Genomic DNA, 17,609 nt, shown 5'->3' on the forward strand with positions numbered 1-17,609 from the left:
TATTATTAATTAAATGTTCTTTTTTACAAGCTTGTTTCCCCCATAAAATAAATACTATTTTTTCTTGTAGATATTATATATATAATTTTATCGGTAAATATTTTCCATCCTTTATTTTTATGAGATCTTGGGGTTCTTTTTCTAACTATTAATATAGAGTTAAGTAGAAAAATTACTTGTTTTGCCCATCTAATCAAAGATCCATTATTATAAATTTTTTTATTATTAAAACAATTATTTACTTCTATAAATATCTTTTTTAAAGATGGAGATAATGGAAATCCATTTTTAATAGAGAAACATAATCTATCTCCTTGATTATAATTATAATATGGATCTTGTCCTATTATAACTACTTTTATATTTTTATAAATAACAATAATAACAATATTTAATTAAGTTAAATATATTTTTCATTTCAGGAAAATAAACATAATTATTATATTCTATTTTAATAAAATTTATTAAATATTTAAAATATATTTTATTGTATTCATTTTTAATAAAAAATTTCCAATCATAATCATCAATTAAAAATATAAGAACATTTATATTAATTATTCTGAATGCAGAAAAAATTTCTTTTTAAGAAGATCTTCTCTTGTTTCATATTTATGTGGATCTGCAATACAACAATTTACTGGACATATTTCTATACATTGTGGCTTATCATAAAATCCTACACATTCTGTACATTTTTCTGATATAATAAAATATATATTATTTTTTTTTGATTCATTAAATAATGTTGGATCAAAACTATTATTCTTTTTTTTTAAAGAAGTTCCATCTGACATTCTCCATTTTTTACCTCCTTCATAAATAGCATTATTTGGACATTCAGGTTCACAAGCGCCACAATTTATACATTTTTCTGTAATTTTTATAGACATATTATAAATTTATGATTAATATTTTTTACAATTTATAAACATTAATATTAATTATTTAATATATACTAAACACTAAAAAAATTTTAAATATTAATTATAAAATAATATTGAATATATATTTATTTATGTAAAAATATAACTTATTTTAATAATTTTTTAATTGGTATCTAATATAGATATAGGTATATAAATTTTTATTAAAAAGAAAAATTTATTATTATCATTTTTATATTTTATAAAAATGTTTAATTAACAAAAAATATAATTAAAATTTTAATTTTTTATTATTATATATAATTAATTTATCCGTGCTAATAATAATATTTTTTTTTATATCATATTCTCTAATCAAAGGAGCTTTTAATCCTCTTTTTATAAAAAGAGTATTAGATATAAAAATTCTACATTCATCCCATAAATTTTTTTCTATAAAACAATCAAAAATCTTTTTACCTCCTTCTATGATTAAAGATTGTATATTTTTCTTGAATAATATATATAATATTTTTTCAATCATTATATCATTAAACGATATATAAATATATTCTATATTTTTATACTTTTTATTATAATTTTTTTCTGTGAAAATAATTGTTTTTTGTGTATTATCTAATACGAAATAATTATGAGATATATCTAATTTTCTATCTAATAATATTCTAACTGGATTAATTCCAAACCAATATCTTATATTTAATTTAGGATTATCATTTAATACTGTTTTAGTTCCAACTAAAATACTATTTTCTTCTGATCTCCATTTATGATTTAATTGTCTAGAATAAATATTACTAATTTTAATAGTCTTATCATTTATTGAATTAATGAATCCATTATTACTTTGAGCCCATTTTAATATAATAAATGGACGATTTTTTTTATGAAATGTAAAAAAACGTTTATTCAAAATTTTACATTCATAATACATAAAATCTTCTATTACTGTAATTCCATATTCTCTTAATTTTTTAATTCCTAATCCATTTACAGATGGATCTTTTATTCCAATAACAACAATAGATATTTTCTTTTTTATTATAAGATCTACACAGGGAGGTGTTTTTCCAAAATGAATACATGGTTCTAATGTAACATACATTATTGATTTTGAAAAAATAATTTCATCTTTAATTTTATTTAAAGCTTTTACTTCTGCATGTTCTTTTCCACATTTATAATGCCATCCTTCTGATATAATAATTCCATTTTTTTCTATAACACAACCTACCATTGGATTTGGATATGTATATCCTAATCCATTTTTAGCTATTTGGATAGCTCTATTCATAAATATTTTATTAGGATAAAAAAACATTATAATTTTTTGTATTTATGAATTCCATATTTCCCAAGATTTTTCTGCTTGAATATATAACATTTCTAATCCATTTTTGATAGAAGCTCCTTTTTTTTCTCCATTTTTTAAAAAAAGAGTTTTTACTGGATTATATACAAGATCATAAAAAAAATGATTTTTAGATATATATTGATATGGTATTGATGGACAAGTATAAATTTTTGGAAAAGTTCCTAATGGTGTACAATTAATAATTATATTATATTCGTCTAATATTTCTTTATTTATTTCTTCATAAGTTAAAAAATATTTATTATTTTTCTTTTTTCTAGAAACATATTTAAATGGTATATCTAATTGGTTTAATACAAATGAAACAGTTTTAGATACTCCTCCAGTTCCTAATATTAAAGATTTTAATTTTATATTTTTATTTGAATAATTAATAAATTTTTTAAAAGATTTTCTAAATCCTATAATATCTGTATTATATCCAATTCTTTTATTATTATTTATTGATACCACATTTACAGATCCAATTTGTTTTGATTGAAAATCTATTTTATCTAAAAAAGAAATAATTTCTATTTTATATGGAATAGTAATATTACATCCTAATAAATTAGGATTATTGAAAATTAACTCAATATTTTTTATTCTTGGAATATCAAATATTAGATAATCATTATTTTGTAAAGATTCTTTCTTAAATTTTTTTAAGAAAAAATCTCTAGAAAAAGAATAACTAATATTCTTTCCTATTAATCCAAATATTTTTTTTTTCAATAGTATAATATATTATTCATTTTTTAATCTCATACGTTCTCTGTATTTAGCCTTTAAAATCTCATTTCTTCTACCTTCAGAAGGTTTAATATATTGTTGTTTTTCTCTTATTTCTTTTAAAATTCTAGTTTTATCAAATTTCTTTTTACTTTTTTTTAAAGCCTTATCAATAGATTCTCCTTCTCTCACTATAGTGATTAATATCATAATAAAAAATCTAAATATTTTTTAGTGGACATCATCGGATTTGAACCGACGACCTCTACCATGTCAAAGTAGTGCTCTTACCCTACTGAGCTAAATGTCCATAATATTAACAAAATTAAGTATTTTTTTATAATTTATAAATAAATATATGTAATGTCTTGTGATAATAATATTTTACAAAAATCAATAAAATATTTAAAAGAATTAAGTTTAAAAAAAATTCGTTTATTTAATGAAAAACTAAATATATATACATATGAAGATTTACTTTTTTTTTATCCAAAAGGATATATACATGCATTTTATAAAAAAATAGGTGAATTATATTCATTAATAAATAATAATACTTATGTATATATATCAGGAAATATAATAGATATAAAGGAAATAAAAAAGAAAAATAATAATGGAAAAATATTAATAGCGTTATTAAAAGATTCTACTGGTATTATCGAAATTATATGGTTTCGAAAAACCAATATATTTAAAATTTTAAAAAAAAATATTCCTTTAATAGTTTTTGGAAAACCAATTTTTTTTCAAAAAAAAATTCAAATTATTCATCCAAATATATATAAATATCATTATGAAAAAAAAATACGTACAATATATCCATTGTATGATATTCCCAATAATTTAAAAAAACTAGGAATTAATAATAATTTAATTATTAGATTATTAAATAATATATTTATAGAAATAAAAAATAAAAATATTGAAATAAAAGAATTTATATTTCAGAATTATATAAAAAAAAATAATAAATTTTTATCAAAAAAATCTTCTTTAATACAGATTCATTTTCCTGAATCAGTAAATAATTTATTAAAAGCTAAATATTCATTAAAATTCGATAAATTATTTAAAATTAAACTATTTCTTTATTCAAAAAAAAAATTAAAATCAAGTAAACCATTATCTAAAATAGGAAAAAAATTTAATTATTTTTATAAAAATCATTTACCATTTAATTTAACTGAAGATCAAAAAAATGTATTTAAAGAAATATGGAATGATTTAAAAAAACCAATTCAAATGAATCGTTTATTACAAGGAGAAGTAGGAAGTGGAAAAACTATAATAGCTATTTTATTAATGCTATTATCATTAGATAATGGAGTTCAATCATGTATTATGGTCCCAACAGAATTTTTAGCTATACAACATTATAATTTATTTAAAAAAATGTTATCTAAAATTAATGGAATAAATATTTATCTATTAACAAAATCTACTTCTTTTTGTGATAAAAATAAAATATATAAAATTCTTTTAACAGGAAAAGAATCTATTACAATAGGAACACATTCTTTAATCCAAGATAAAGTTAAATTTAAAAATTTAGGTCTTGTAATAATAGATGAACAACAACGTTTTGGAGTAGAACAAAGAAAAAAAATATATAAAAATGGATTTCCACATATATTATCAATGACATCTACCCCTATCCCTAGAACATTAGCAAAAATAATATATAATGATTTAAATATTTCTATTATAAAAAATAAACCAATTGGTAGAAAAAAAATTAAAACAATTCATTTTTGGAATGAATATAGAGAAAAAGCATTTGAAATAGTAAAAAATCAAATTTTACTTGGAAAACAAATTTATATAGTCTACCCTATTGTAGATGGGGAAAAAAATAAATATAAAAATTTAATAAATGGTTATCAAGAAATAATAAAAACATTTACTTTTTTAAAAAAAAATCAAATAGGTATTTTACATGGAAAAATGAATTCAAAAGAAAAAAAATTACAAATAGATAGATTTTTAAAAGAAAAAACAAAAATAATTGTTACTACTACAATTATAGAAGTTGGAATAAATATTCCTAATGCTTCTGTAATACTTATAGAAAATGCAAATAATTTTGGACTATCTCAATTACATCAATTAAGAGGTAGAGTTGGAAGAAGTTTTCACCAAAGTTATTGTATTCTTTTATCAGAAAAAAAAATAAATTCAGATAGTTTTTATCGTATACAAAAAATGTGTAAAACAGATGATGGATTTAATATTTCTAAAGAAGATCTTAGATTAAGAGGAGAGGGAAATTTAATGGGAAAAGAACAAAGTGGAAAAAAATATTTATTTATTGATTATTTGAAAAATACTAAATTTATAAAAGAGGTTATATCTACTTTTAATATATTCTTGAAAATAAATCCAAATTTTTTTAAAAAAAAATATCTTCCACAAGATAAAAATAATGAAAATTTGTTTCAATAATCTAAATGATATACAAAAAAAAATAATAAAAACAATTCATGGCCCTGTATTAGTCATTGCTGGAGCAGGTTCTGGAAAAACTAGAGTTATTGTATATCGTATCGCACATATGATACAAAACATGGGAATTAATCCATGTAATATATTGACATTAACTTTTACAAATAAATCTGCTATAGAAATGAAAAATAGAATATCCATTTTTATTAATGATTTAGAACTAAATAAATTAAATATAGGAACATTTCATTCTATCTTTTCTAAAATATTAAGACATGAATCTAAATATATAGGATATGATTCAAATTATACAATATATGATAAAAAAGATTCAGAAAATATTATTAAAAAAATATTAGAAAAATTAAAATTAGATAAAATTTTTAATTTCAAAACTATAACAAAAATAATATCTAATTATAAAAATAATTTTTCTTTTTCAGAAAATATAAAAATTAAAAAATCATTTAAAGAAATATATGATTGTTATGTTAAACAATGTTTTAAATCAAAAGCACTAGATTTTGATGATATATTATTATATACTAATTATATATTTTATTACTTTCCAGAAGTACTTATAAAATATCAGAATAAATTTAAATATATTTTAATTGATGAATACCAAGATACTAATATTATACAACATAATATTATAAAGCATTTATCTATTAAAAATAAAAATATTTTTGTAGTTGGAGATGATTTTCAAAATATTTATACTTTTCGTGGAGCTAAAGTATCTAATATTAAAAATTTTCATATTGAATATAATAAAACTAAAATATTTTATTTAGAACAAAATTATAGATCTACTGATTATATTGTTAAAGCATCTAATAAAATTATTTCTTTTAATAAAAATCAAATATTAAAAAATGTTTGGACAAATAATGAAAAAGGTGAAAAAATAAAAATATACGGGGCTTATTCTGATAGAGAAGAAGCTCAATATATAGTAGAATCTATTATTTCTATTAAAAAAAATAGTAAATATCAATATAAAGATTTTTCTATTTTATATAGAACAAATTCTCAATCATATATTATTGAATATGTTTTAAAAAATAATAAAATTCCATATAAAATATATGGTAATATATCTTTAGAAAAAAGAAAAGAAATTAAAGATATACTATCATATCTAAATTTTATAAATAATCCTAATGACGAAGAATCATTAAGTAAAATTCTAAAAATAAATACAAAAAATAAAGAATTTATAAATTTTATTATAAAATCAACAAGAGAAAGAGAAAATAATGTATTTAATATAATTCAAAATATTAATTCAGTTCATAAAACATTAATGATAAACAAAAAAATTAAAAATAAAATTCAATATATATTTTATATATTAAAAAAAATTTTTTTGATAAAAAATAAGATAAATGCTTATGAAATAATAGAAAACATAATTAACAATATTTTTTTACATGAAAAATATTACAATAATAAATCAATTGTTAGATTAAAATATTTTTTTTTACAAGAAAAAAAATTAGAAATAAAAAAAAATATTAGTATTACAGAATTTTTACAAGATTTTTATTTTGAAGAAAAAAATAATATAAGTAAAGAACATGAATATGTAAAAAATGATAAAGTATCTTTAATGACTGTACATTTATCTAAAGGATTAGAATTTCCAGTCGTATTTATTACTGGATTAGAAGAAAATATTTTTCCATCAACAAAATTTAATTTAAATGTTGATACAAAAAAAATAGAAGAAGAACGTAGATTGTTTTACGTTGCAATTACAAGAGCAAAAAAATTAGCTATTTTAACATATGCAAAATATAGATTTTTATGGGGAAACAAAAAAATAAATGATCCTAGTCGTTTTATTAATGAAATAAGTAAAGATTTTATTAGTATAGATAACATAAATACTAAAAAAATAAATAATATAAAATGTTTTAATAGTTTAAAATATTATGATGAAAAAAAATATAATTTATCAAAAATAATAAAAAAAGGAGAAAAAGTATTTCATAAAAAATTTGGATTAGGTATTGTATTATATTTGCAAAATAATAATCAAATAGCTACTATTAAATTTCAAAAATTAGGAGTAAAAAAAATACTATTAAAATTAAATAAACTTATTACTTTATAATAATAGTCAAAGTTTATAAACTTATAATAATTAGTTTTATAAAAAAACAGTTTTTACAAAATAAAATGAACAAACTAAAAAAGTTTCATTACAGTAGTTTTTTTATACAAAAAATAATTTTTTTTGTAGCTATTATTTTATTTTTTATAAAATTTATTAGTTGGCATATAACTTTATCTCTATCTATATTTAGTGATGCAATGGAAAGTTTGATAAATATAGTTAGTGGATTTATAGGATTATGCAGTTTATATATATCTTCTTTGCCTAAAGATAGAAATCATCCATATGGACATGGAAAAATAGAATTTATATCTACTGCAATAGAAGGTTTTTTAATTTTTATTATAGGAATAACTGTATTTATAAATACTTTTATAAGAATAAAAAATAATTATAATAAATTTTATTTATTAAAATTAGATTATGGTATAATATTAATGTTTATAACTGCAATAATCAATTATATATTAGGAATATGGGCTTGTAAAATAGGTAATAAAAATGGAACTATAACTTTAATAGCTAGTGGAAAACATCTTCAAATAGATACTTATTCCACAATTGGAATTATAATTGGATTAATATTTTTAAATAAAACTAAATGTACATGGATAGATTCTTTTATATCCATTATTTTTTCATGTATGATTTTATATACAGGAATAAAATTATTAAGAAATGCTGCTGCAGGAATTATGGATGAATACGATAAAAAACTTATTAAAAAACTATCTTTTTATCTTAATAAAAAAAGATCAATATACTGGATAGATTTACATCATTTAAAAATAATAAAATATGGAAGTGCCTTACATATTGATTGTCATCTTACTGTTCCATGGTTTTTTAATATAAAAGATGCTAATAGGGAAGTTAAAATACTTACTCAATTAACTAGAAATAAATTTGGAAATAAAGTTGATTTATCCGTGCATATAGATGCCTGCACTGATTATAATTGCATATTTTGTTATAATAACAAATGTAGATTTAGAAAAAAAAATTTTCAGAATAAAATTTTATGGACGTTAAATGAAATATCTTATTTTAAAAAAAAAAATAAATATTAAAAAATAAGATTTTATTTTTATAAAAAATCTTTTTTTAAATGGAATATAATACCAATCGTTTTAGATTAGTCATGCCAGAATATGGAAGAAATATTCACAAGATGATAGATATAGCAATAAAAATAAAAAATAAAAAAAAAAGAAACAAATTTGCATGTGAAATTATAAAATTAATGACAGAATTTGTCAAATATAAAAAAAAATTAATTCCATATTTTAAACATATATTATGGAATCAGTTATTGATTATGTCTAATTATAAATTAGATATTGATTTACCATTTCCTATAGAACACAATAATGTAATTAAAAAACATTACTATAATAAAAAAATTAATTATCCAAAATATTTAAACGATTTTCGATATTATGGAAAAATTATAAGATATATGATAAATTCAGTAATAAATTGTAAAAATAAACTTAAAAAGAAAGAATTATTATATTCTATCGCAAATACTATGAAAAAAAATTATTTAAGATGGAATAAAAATATAGTAGAAGATAATATAATATTTAAAGATTTAGAAAAACTTTCTAAAGGAAAAATATGTTTATTAAACAATAATACTCCATTATTGCAAAATTCTAAAATATTAAAAAAAATACGAATATATAAAAATAATAATGGGAATATTTAAAATAGAAGGTGGATACCCATTAAAAGGAGAAATAACACCACAAGGGTCTAAAAACGAATCTTTACAAATATTATGTGCTGTTTTATTAACTAAAGAAAAATTAAGAATAAAAAATGTTCCAGAAATAGGAGATGTAAAATGTTTGATTAAAATACTTTATAAATTAGGTGTTATAGTAGAAAAAAATAATACTGGAGATTATACTTTTCAAGCAAAAAATATAAATACTAAATATTTAAAAACAAAAGATTTTATTAATCTAGGAAAATCTATTAGAGGCTCTATTATGATAGCTGGACCATTACTTAGTAGATATGGTAGTGTTAATATTCCAATTCCAGGTGGAGATAGAATTGGTCGTAGAAGACTTGATTCTCATTTAATAGGATTAAAATTACTAGGTGGAATAATACATTATAATGATATAAATAAAAATTTTTATTTACATACAAATCATAAAAAATTAATTGGAACATATATTTTAATGGAAGAAGCTTCAATAACAGGAACTGCTAATATTATAATGGCAGCTTCTTTAGCTAAAGGATTAACTACAATATATAATGCAGCTTGTGAACCATATATTCAACAATTATGTAGATTTTTAAATAAAATGGGAGCAAAAATTTCAGGAATTGGAACAAATTTACTTAAAATAAAAGGAGTAAATAATTTAAAAGGTTGTTCTCATAATATACTTCCAGATATGATAGAAATTGGAAGTTGGATTGGATTAGCCGCAACTACACGTTCTGAAATTAGAATAAAAAATGTTAGTTGGAAAAATTTAGGAATAATTCCTAATATTTTTATTAAAATGGGAATAAAATTAAAAAAAAAAAAAGATGATATTTATATTTTTCCACAAGAATCTTATAATATAAAAAAATTATTTAATAATTCAATATTAACAATATCAGATTCTCCTTGGCCAGGATTGACTCCAGATTTACTTAGTATTTTAATTGTAGTAGCAACACAAGCTAATGGTAGTGTTTTGATTCATCAAAAAATGTTTGAAAGCAGATTATTTTTTGTAGATAAACTAATTGATATGGGTGCTCAAATAATATTATGTGATCCTCATAGAGCTACTGTAATAGGATTAGATCATAAATCTTATTTACGAGGTTCTATATTAAACTCTCCTGATATAAGAGCAGGAATTTCATTACTTATAGCAGCTTTATCTGCTAAAGGTATTAGTATAATAAAAAATATTGAACAAATAGATAGAGGATACGAAAATATAGATAAAAGATTACGCAATATAGGTGCAAAAATTATAAGAATAGACTAAAATATTAAAAAATTTTTTAGATTTAATACTTTTAAAAAAAATAATAATGAAAAAAAAACATGAAAAAATTCGAATATATAACTAAAAAAGGATTAATAAAATTACAAAAAGAAATAGAAAGATTAGAAAACATAGAACGTTCTAAAATATCTATACAAATAGCAGAAGCTAGAGATAAAGGAGATTTATCAGAAAATGCCGAATATGATGCAATAAAAGAAGCTCAAGGATTATTAGAAATGAATATTTCTAAATTAAAAAAAAAATTATATAACGCAAGAATTATAGATAAAAAACAAATAAATAAAACTAGAGTATCAATATTATCTACAGTAAAAGTATTAAATATTGATAACAAAATAGAAAATATATACACTATAGTTCCAGAAGGTGAAGCTGATTTAAAATCAGGAAAAATATCTGTAAAAACACCTATATCTATGGGATTACTAGGAAAACAAGTAGGAAAAATTGCTAATATTAAATTACCAAATAATATGATAATAAATTATAAAATATTAGAAATAACTTTTAATGAAATATAATATTTTTCATAAAATAATAAATAATAAAATTGAATGCTATAAATTAGCAGAAGATTATAATCATATAGCTTTTTTAGATATTTTTCCCTTAAAAATAGGACATACTTTAGTCATTCCAAAAAATATATATAAAGATAAAATTTTTTCTTTATCAGAAAAAAATTATATATCTATAATGATTTTTTCTAGAAAAGTTGCAATAGGATTGGAAAAATCTATTCCTTGTAAAAGAATTGGAATGTTTATTATGGGATTTGAAATTCCACATATTCACATTCATCTAATTCCTATGGATAAAGAATCTGATTGTGATTTTTTTAAAAAAAGAATTTCTTTATCAAAAAATAAAATGAATTTTTTATCAAAAAGAATTAAAAAATTTATAATTTTGTAATTTTAAAAAATTAACTAATTTAATTACAATCAAATAAAATTTTAAGACCTTTTATTGTATGTAGTTTATCTTTAATATGAATTTTATTTGTTAGTGGAGTATATATATGGGATAATCCTCCTGTAGATACAACAAAACATTTTTCCTTTAATTCATTATTAATTCTGTTAATTAATCCTTCAACCATACTCAAATATCCATATATAATTCCACTTTGAATACATGATTCAGTATTAATTCCTAATATACTAGAAGGTTTTTTTAATTCTATTTGAGATAATTGAGATGTATTTTTAATTAATGAATTTAAAGAAATATTAATTCCTGGAGAAATAATTACCCCTTTAATTGTTCTATATTTATCAATACAAATTAAACTTAATGCAGTCCCAAAATCTATTACTAATGTTGTTTTTTTATAAATTATATATGCTGCTATTGCATTTGCATATAAATCTGTTCCCAACTGATGAAAATTATGTTCTTTTATAGGTGATTTTGAATATTTATTTACTATTAATGGATTTATTTTATGTATTTCATATATAGATTGATATATAACATTAGTTAATTGAGGAACAACTGATCCAATTACTATATTCTTTATTTGTTTTAAAAAAATTTTTTTTTGATCATATATATTTTTAAATAATAAAATATATTCATCTGATGATTTATATGGAATACTACTAATTATCCAAGAATGATTACATTGTAAGTTTTCAGTTTTATCATTATGTTTAAATAAACCAAATCTAATATTTGAATTTCCTATATTTATAGTTAACAACATATATAATTTAATATTTACATAAATTGAAAATAAACTATTAGTAATAAAACAAATACAAATTTATAATATCAATAATAATTACTTTTTAACTTTATTTTAATTAAAACCATAATAATTTTGTGAAAAAAAATTTAGTTCATACAATAGATAATTTTAATTTATTTTCATTAAATAATAAAAATATACCAACAATAATATTGATTCATGGATTTATGGGAAATATAAATGTTTGGAATAATTTATATAATTCATTATACAATAAATATAAATTTATATTAGTAGATATTCCAGGACATGGAAATAATATTTTTTATAAAAATTATAATTATACTATAGATAATATAGCAAATGATATTATAGATAATATTTTGAATAAAAATATAAATAATGCAATTTTTGTAGGTCATTCTATGGGTGGATATATTTCTTTGTCTATTGCAGAAAAATATCCAAAATTATTTTCTGGATTATGTCTTTTACATTCTACAGCATCATCTGATAATCAAGAAAAAAAAAAAGTTCGTATTAATTCAATTCAATTAATAAAAAAAAATTATTCATTATTTATTGAAAAAAGTGTAAAAAGTTGGTTTAATCCAAAAAAAATTTTTTTATTAGAAAAAGAAATTAATTTTATAAAAAAAATAGCTAAATCAACATATCTTGATTGTATAATTCCTTTATTAATAAGTATGGCATTTCGTAAAAATAGACAATTTTTGTTAAAAAAAACACTATTTCCAAAATTATATATAGTTGGAAAATATGATTTAATTTTAGATAAAAATAAAATATATAAAGAAATAAAATCAGGATTTAAAACTAATATTATAGAAATTCCTACTGGACATATGGGCCATATTGAATGTCCAGATTTATTATTAAAAATAATAAAAAATTTTATACATTTTATTTATAGAAAATGAAACTTTTTAAAAAAGTTATTAGAAAAATATATTTACAAAAAAGATTTTTTTTATCAAAAAAAAATATTGATAATTTAAGTTTTAAAATTTTTTTTCAAATAAAAAAAATATCTATATGGGATAAAAAATATTATCATATTTTTTTACCAATAAAAAAATTTAATGAAGTTAATACATTAATTATTGTTAATTTTTTATTAAAAATAAATAAATATATTACTGTTCCAGTATCAAATTTTAATAATAATTCTATTAATAATTGTCTTTTTATAAAAAAAAATTATATAAAAAAAAATAAATATGGTATTTTAGAACCTAAAAATAAAATATTTATACCTCCTATTTTTATTGATGTAATATTTATCCCTTTATTAATGTTTGATTTTAATGGATATAGAGTAGGATATGGAAAAGGTTTTTACGATAATTTCTTACAATCATGTAACAATAATGTTATTAAAATAGGATTAAATTTTTTTAATCCTAAATATTTCATTAAAGATATTAATAATAATGATTTACGTTTAGATATAGGAGTAACTCCAAACAATATTTTATTTTTTAATAATTTAATAGAAAAAAAATTTAAAAATATCCCATATAATAACAGTAATCATCATTAATATCATAAATAAAAAACCAACAATATTAAAAAAATCCATTATATTATTATTTATTTTTTTTCCAATTAACATTTCTAACATAATAAATAATATATATCCTCCATCTAAAGATGGAATAGGAATTAAATTTAAAAAGGCGATCCATATAGATAATGTAGCAGTTAAATTAAAAAAAATATTCCAATCCCATTCACTAGGAAATTCTTTAACTATAGAAAAAAAACTACCTACATGTTTATATGCCTTAGTTTTTATATTAAAAATATTTTTTAATAATAAAATATGATTTTTTAAAACTTTACAAGTTTTTATAATTCCTTGTATAAAACTATCATATATAGAATATTGTTTTTTTTCTATATGAAAAATATCATTCATATTAATAAAATTTTTTAAAAATATTCCTTCAATTTTATTTGAATCAAATAATAACTTTTTTTGAATAAAATTTCCGTTTCTATTAATACCTATTATCACAAAAAACTTTTTTTTATCTATATTTTTGGTAAAAATATTTTTTAATTGATCTTGAAAAATTATTGGTTTATAATTTATAGATATTAATTCATCATTTGATCTTAATCCATATTTATCAAATTCAGATCCTTTAATTATATGATTAATAATAACAGGAATACGTGGATATAACAAAAAATTTATTTTTTTTCTATCAAAAAAAAATTGTTTTTTATTATATAAAAATAATTTTATTATATTTCCTTTTCTATTTATAATAGCTACATTTCCTAACAACAATTCTCTTGTAAGATCATTAAAATTACGTATATATGTTTCATCTACATACAAAATTTTATCTCCATTTTTTAATCCTATTTTTTCTCCTACATAATCTACTTCAATTCCATATGGAACATTCTTATTAGTAAGATTAGTTTCTCCATTATTAAATAATAACAAAGAAAAAATTAAAATTGATAAAATAATATTTGCAATTATTCCTCCTGAAATGATTAATAATCTTTTTATTGATGATTTAGAATAAAACTTATAATTTTTATTATCTTTATTATTTTTATCATTAGGATTAATTATTCCAGATATTTTAATATACCCTCCTAATGGAATCCATCCTATTCCATAAATAGTTTTACCTATTTTTTTTTTAAAAATAGAAAACCATGGATCAAAAAATAAAAAAAATTTTTCTACTCTAACTTTAAATAAAATAGCTAAAATATAATGACCTAATTCATGAACTAAAATAAGTATTGAAACACTAGTAATAAGCTGTATAGATCGTATAAGCATAAATATTATTTCTCAAATAATTTTAATAGATATTTAAAAGGATATAAATATTAATTGCCAATTATTATTTATTTTAATACGAACAACTTAATATACAAAAAAAATTTGAATTTATCTGATCTTAAAAAAGGTGAAAAAGGAATTATTAAAGGATATAAAAATTATAATTTTCCAATAAAATTACTAGAACTAGGGGTTCTACCTGGAGTAGAATTTGAAATACTTTTTGTATCCATATTTTGTGATCCATTATGTATAAGCTATGATCATTTTTGTTTAGTTTTAAGAAAAAAAGAAGCAAACAATATTTTAATTGAACCTATTATCTAATTGATTATATTAAAATTAAATATGAAAAAAGAAATTAAATTAGCTATTATAGGTAATCCTAATGTAGGTAAAACATCTTTGTTTAATAAATTAACTGGACTTAACCAAAAAATAGGAAATTATACTGGAGTAACGGTAGATAAAAAAATAGGATTTTTTTCATACAAAAATAAAAATTATCAAATTATAGATTTACCTGGAACTTATAGTATTTATCCATCATCAGATGATGAAGAAATAATCGTTGATTTATTATTAAATAAAAAAAACATAGACTATACAGATAATATTATTGTCGTTGCAGATTCTTCCAACTTAAAAAAAAGTTTTCTTTTACTTAGACAAATTCAAGATTTAGGTTTTTCTATTATACTTGTTTTAAATATGATAGATGAAGCAAAAAAAAGAGGAATATTTATAAATATAATAAAATTAAAAAAACTTTTATTGAAAAATATTGTATTAATAAATGCAAGAAAAGGAGTTGGAATCGATATTTTAAAAGAAAAAATATATAATAATTTTTATAGCAAAAAAAACAATTTTTTTCATCCAGAATTATATTTACAATCTGCTATAACAGATGTAAAAAAAAAATATAATATTAATAATTCTTATAAAGCATGGTATTATTTAGCAACAAATAATATTTCTGACAAAGAAGATTATAATAATATTAAAAAAATAAGAAAAAAATATAAAATTATTCCAAAAAGATTACAGATTAAAGAAACTATTGTTAGATATGAAGAAATAAATAAAATTTATTTAGAAACAATTAGTATAAATATTACATATAAAAATAAAAAATATTTAAATTTCTCTAAAATAATAGATAGATCATTAATTGTACACCCAATTTGGGGTTATTTAATATTCTTATTTATTTTATTTTTTATTTTCCAATGTGTATTTTTTTGTTCTGAATTTTTTAAATATTATATAGAATTTTTTTTTTCTATAATTCAAAAAAAATTAAAAATTATACATCCTGGACCTTTAAATAATTTTTTATTAGAAGGAATTATTCCTGGAATAATTACTGTAATTACTTTTATTCCACAAATATCTATTCTTTTATTTTTTTTACTTCTTATGGAAGAAAGTGGATATATAAATAGAGTAATTTTTTTAATGGATAGAATTATGCGTCCATTTGGATTAAGTGGAAAAAGTGTTGTTCCTCTTATATCTAGTATGGCATGTGCAATTCCAGCTATTATATCATCTAGATATATAGAAAATTCAAGAGATCGTTTAATAACAATGTTAGCTACTCCCTTCATAACTTGTTCTGCAAGATTACCTGTTTATATATTAATAATATCTTTAATAATACCAGACAAAAAATGGTATATAATACAATTAAGAGGTATAATATTGTTGTCTATGTATTTAATAGGAGTAATATTTGCATTAACTGTATCTATGATTCTTAACAAAATACTAAAAAATAATTATAACAGTCACCTTATTATAGAAATTCCAACCTATAAAATACCAATATTAAAAAATATATTTATGAATTTATTAATTCATATAAAATCATTTATTTTTAATACTGGAAAAATTATTTTACTAATGGATATTGTAATATGGGTTTTAGGATCATATGGACCATCATCATTTACAAATGATAAAAATAATATTTTTTATATAAAAGAACAAAACATTGATAAATCTTACCTTGGATTATTAGGTAAAAAAATAGAACCTATTATTCATCCATTAGGATATGATTGGAAAATAGGAGTTGGATTATTATCCTCTGTAATAGCAAGAGAAGTTTTTGTAAGTACTATGAATTCTATTTATGGAATAGAAAAAAAAGAAAATATAAATCTAATAAATTCAATGAAAAAAGATATTAATTTAAATAACAATAAACCTATTTATAATTTTTCAACAGGAATGTCTTTGTTATCTTTTTATGCACTTTCTATACAATGTACAAGTACATTATATATTCTTAAAAGAGAAACAAAATCATGGAAATGGCCTGTTATTCAATTTTTTTTCATGACTATAACCTCATATTTATTTTCTTTTCTCATTTATCAAATACTACATAATATATGTGGGATTATACAATAATTATTATATCTTTCATTTTTTCTATTTACTGTATATTAAAAAAAATTTTATTTTCCTTTTTTTATAAAGAAAAAAAAATGT

At 18.8% G+C, this 17,609-nt stretch carries 18 protein-coding genes and 1 tRNA gene; 11 read left to right on the forward strand and 8 right to left on the reverse strand.

The features are described 5' to 3' along the window. Nucleotides 1-23: 23 nt before the first annotated feature. The 6 genes from H0H39_RS02945 to H0H39_RS02320 all read right to left on the reverse strand — a co-directional run bounded on the left by H0H39_RS02945 (nt 24) and on the right by H0H39_RS02320 (nt 3,283). Nucleotides 24-389 (reverse strand): uracil-DNA glycosylase, encoded by a 366-nt coding sequence (locus tag H0H39_RS02945; RefSeq protein ID WP_317167100.1) that lies wholly within the window; start codon nt 387-389, stop codon nt 24-26. 168 nt (nt 390-557) lie between these two features. Next, complete coding sequence (locus H0H39_RS02300; RefSeq protein ID WP_185877275.1) at nt 558-893, reverse strand: 4Fe-4S binding protein; 336 nt, start codon at nt 891-893, stop codon at nt 558-560. A gap of 265 nt (nt 894-1,158) precedes the next feature. Then, nucleotides 1,159-2,181, reverse strand: a complete 1,023-nt coding sequence (ribD, locus tag H0H39_RS02305) for a bifunctional diaminohydroxyphosphoribosylaminopyrimidine deaminase/5-amino-6-(5-phosphoribosylamino)uracil reductase RibD (RefSeq protein ID WP_238785636.1) — start codon at nt 2,179-2,181, stop codon at nt 1,159-1,161. A gap of 42 nt (nt 2,182-2,223) precedes the next feature. Beyond that, on the reverse strand, nt 2,224-2,976 hold the full coding sequence (locus H0H39_RS02310; protein WP_394798437.1) for a shikimate dehydrogenase family protein: 753 nt from the start codon (nt 2,974-2,976) through the stop codon (nt 2,224-2,226). Nucleotides 2,977-2,988: 12 nt separating this feature from the next. Next, nucleotides 2,989-3,183 (reverse strand): 30S ribosomal protein S21, encoded by a 195-nt coding sequence (gene rpsU / locus H0H39_RS02315; RefSeq protein ID WP_185877277.1) that lies wholly within the window; start codon nt 3,181-3,183, stop codon nt 2,989-2,991. A 25-nt stretch (nt 3,184-3,208) separates the two neighbouring features. Next, nucleotides 3,209-3,283 (reverse strand) — tRNA-Val (locus tag H0H39_RS02320). A 53-nt stretch (nt 3,284-3,336) separates the two neighbouring features. Between H0H39_RS02320 and H0H39_RS02325 the strand changes: the two genes are divergently transcribed. From H0H39_RS02325 to H0H39_RS02355, 7 genes are all read left to right on the forward strand, one after another. After that, nucleotides 3,337-5,418 carry an ATP-dependent DNA helicase RecG gene (locus H0H39_RS02325; protein WP_185877278.1) on the forward strand — a complete coding sequence of 694 codons (2,082 nt, stop codon included), beginning with the start codon at nt 3,337-3,339 and terminating at the stop codon, nt 5,416-5,418. Further along, on the forward strand, nt 5,399-7,540 hold the full coding sequence (locus H0H39_RS02330; protein ID WP_185877279.1) for an ATP-dependent helicase: 2,142 nt from the start codon (nt 5,399-5,401) through the stop codon (nt 7,538-7,540). The genes H0H39_RS02325 and H0H39_RS02330 overlap by 20 nt, the downstream gene beginning before the upstream one ends. Before the next feature lie 65 nt (nt 7,541-7,605). Then, nucleotides 7,606-8,613: a cation diffusion facilitator family transporter gene (locus H0H39_RS02335; RefSeq protein ID WP_185877280.1), complete on the forward strand. Its 1,008-nt coding sequence runs from the start codon at nt 7,606-7,608 to the stop codon at nt 8,611-8,613. A gap of 38 nt (nt 8,614-8,651) precedes the next feature. Continuing rightward, nucleotides 8,652-9,254, forward strand: coding sequence for a DUF4290 domain-containing protein (locus H0H39_RS02340; protein WP_185877281.1), 603 nt, complete (start codon nt 8,652-8,654; stop codon nt 9,252-9,254). Then, on the forward strand, nt 9,241-10,554 hold the full coding sequence (murA, locus tag H0H39_RS02345) for a UDP-N-acetylglucosamine 1-carboxyvinyltransferase (protein WP_185877282.1): 1,314 nt from the start codon (nt 9,241-9,243) through the stop codon (nt 10,552-10,554). Before H0H39_RS02340 ends, murA begins: the two co-directional genes overlap by 14 nt. Before the next feature lie 59 nt (nt 10,555-10,613). After that, entirely contained in the window at nt 10,614-11,099 is a 486-nt protein-coding gene (gene greA, locus H0H39_RS02350; protein WP_185877283.1) for a transcription elongation factor GreA, read from the forward strand. Next, complete coding sequence (locus tag H0H39_RS02355) at nt 11,089-11,493, forward strand: HIT family protein (protein ID WP_185877284.1); 405 nt, start codon at nt 11,089-11,091, stop codon at nt 11,491-11,493. Before greA ends, H0H39_RS02355 begins: the two co-directional genes overlap by 11 nt. A gap of 19 nt (nt 11,494-11,512) precedes the next feature. Here the strand turns inward: H0H39_RS02355 and H0H39_RS02360 are convergent, their stop codons facing one another. Next, entirely contained in the window at nt 11,513-12,286 is a 774-nt protein-coding gene (locus H0H39_RS02360; protein WP_185877285.1) for a type III pantothenate kinase, read from the reverse strand. 119 nt (nt 12,287-12,405) lie between these two features. On the opposite strand from H0H39_RS02360, the gene H0H39_RS02365 reads away from it, so the two are divergent. Together H0H39_RS02365 and H0H39_RS02370 are read left to right on the forward strand one after the other, a co-directional pair. Then, complete coding sequence (locus tag H0H39_RS02365) at nt 12,406-13,212, forward strand: alpha/beta fold hydrolase (protein WP_238785637.1); 807 nt, start codon at nt 12,406-12,408, stop codon at nt 13,210-13,212. Beyond that, the gene (locus H0H39_RS02370) at nt 13,209-13,835 is read left to right on the forward strand and encodes a 5-formyltetrahydrofolate cyclo-ligase (RefSeq protein WP_185877286.1); all 627 of its coding nucleotides are present in this window, start codon (nt 13,209-13,211) and stop codon (nt 13,833-13,835) included. The genes H0H39_RS02365 and H0H39_RS02370 overlap by 4 nt, the downstream gene beginning before the upstream one ends. On the opposite strand, the gene rseP is transcribed toward H0H39_RS02370, so the two are convergent. Further along, nucleotides 13,782-15,104: an RIP metalloprotease RseP gene (rseP, locus tag H0H39_RS02375; protein WP_317167086.1), complete on the reverse strand. Its 1,323-nt coding sequence runs from the start codon at nt 15,102-15,104 to the stop codon at nt 13,782-13,784. The two genes, H0H39_RS02370 and rseP, sit on opposite strands and share 54 nt — an antisense overlap. Before the next feature lie 105 nt (nt 15,105-15,209). On the opposite strand from rseP, the gene H0H39_RS02380 reads away from it, so the two are divergent. Then, complete coding sequence (locus H0H39_RS02380; RefSeq protein ID WP_185877287.1) at nt 15,210-15,434, forward strand: FeoA family protein; 225 nt, start codon at nt 15,210-15,212, stop codon at nt 15,432-15,434. A 21-nt stretch (nt 15,435-15,455) separates the two neighbouring features. After that, the gene (feoB, locus tag H0H39_RS02385; RefSeq protein ID WP_185877288.1) at nt 15,456-17,528 is read left to right on the forward strand and encodes a ferrous iron transport protein B; all 2,073 of its coding nucleotides are present in this window, start codon (nt 15,456-15,458) and stop codon (nt 17,526-17,528) included. The last annotated feature ends 81 nt before the right edge of the window (nt 17,529-17,609 follow it).

It is taken from the genome of Blattabacterium cuenoti, from assembly GCF_014252315.1.
Classification (GTDB): domain Bacteria; phylum Bacteroidota; class Bacteroidia; order Flavobacteriales; family Blattabacteriaceae; genus Blattabacterium; species Blattabacterium cuenoti_AI.

Excerpts from the sequence above, each read along its gene's own strand:
- H0H39_RS02360 (WP_185877285.1), bottom strand. The coding sequence starts at position 12,286 with ATGTTGTTAACTATAAATATAGGAAATTCAAATATTAGATTTGGTTTA.
- H0H39_RS02330 (WP_185877279.1), top strand. The coding sequence starts at position 5,399 with ATGAAAATTTGTTTCAATAATCTAAATGATATACAAAAAAAAATAATA.
- H0H39_RS02300 (WP_185877275.1), bottom strand. The coding sequence starts at position 893 with ATGTCTATAAAAATTACAGAAAAATGTATAAATTGTGGCGCTTGTGAA.
- H0H39_RS02355 (WP_185877284.1), top strand. The coding sequence starts at position 11,089 with ATGAAATATAATATTTTTCATAAAATAATAAATAATAAAATTGAATGC.
- murA (WP_185877282.1), top strand. The coding sequence starts at position 9,241 with ATGGGAATATTTAAAATAGAAGGTGGATACCCATTAAAAGGAGAAATA.
- feoB (WP_185877288.1), top strand. The coding sequence starts at position 15,456 with ATGAAAAAAGAAATTAAATTAGCTATTATAGGTAATCCTAATGTAGGT.
- rpsU (WP_185877277.1), bottom strand. The coding sequence starts at position 3,183 with ATGATATTAATCACTATAGTGAGAGAAGGAGAATCTATTGATAAGGCT.
- H0H39_RS02325 (WP_185877278.1), top strand. The coding sequence starts at position 3,337 with ATGTCTTGTGATAATAATATTTTACAAAAATCAATAAAATATTTAAAA.
- ribD (WP_238785636.1), bottom strand. The coding sequence starts at position 2,181 with ATGAATAGAGCTATCCAAATAGCTAAAAATGGATTAGGATATACATAT.
- H0H39_RS02370 (WP_185877286.1), top strand. The coding sequence starts at position 13,209 with ATGAAACTTTTTAAAAAAGTTATTAGAAAAATATATTTACAAAAAAGA.
- greA (WP_185877283.1), top strand. The coding sequence starts at position 10,614 with ATGAAAAAATTCGAATATATAACTAAAAAAGGATTAATAAAATTACAA.
- rseP (WP_317167086.1), bottom strand. The coding sequence starts at position 15,104 with ATGCTTATACGATCTATACAGCTTATTACTAGTGTTTCAATACTTATT.
- H0H39_RS02335 (WP_185877280.1), top strand. The coding sequence starts at position 7,606 with ATGAACAAACTAAAAAAGTTTCATTACAGTAGTTTTTTTATACAAAAA.
- H0H39_RS02340 (WP_185877281.1), top strand. The coding sequence starts at position 8,652 with ATGGAATATAATACCAATCGTTTTAGATTAGTCATGCCAGAATATGGA.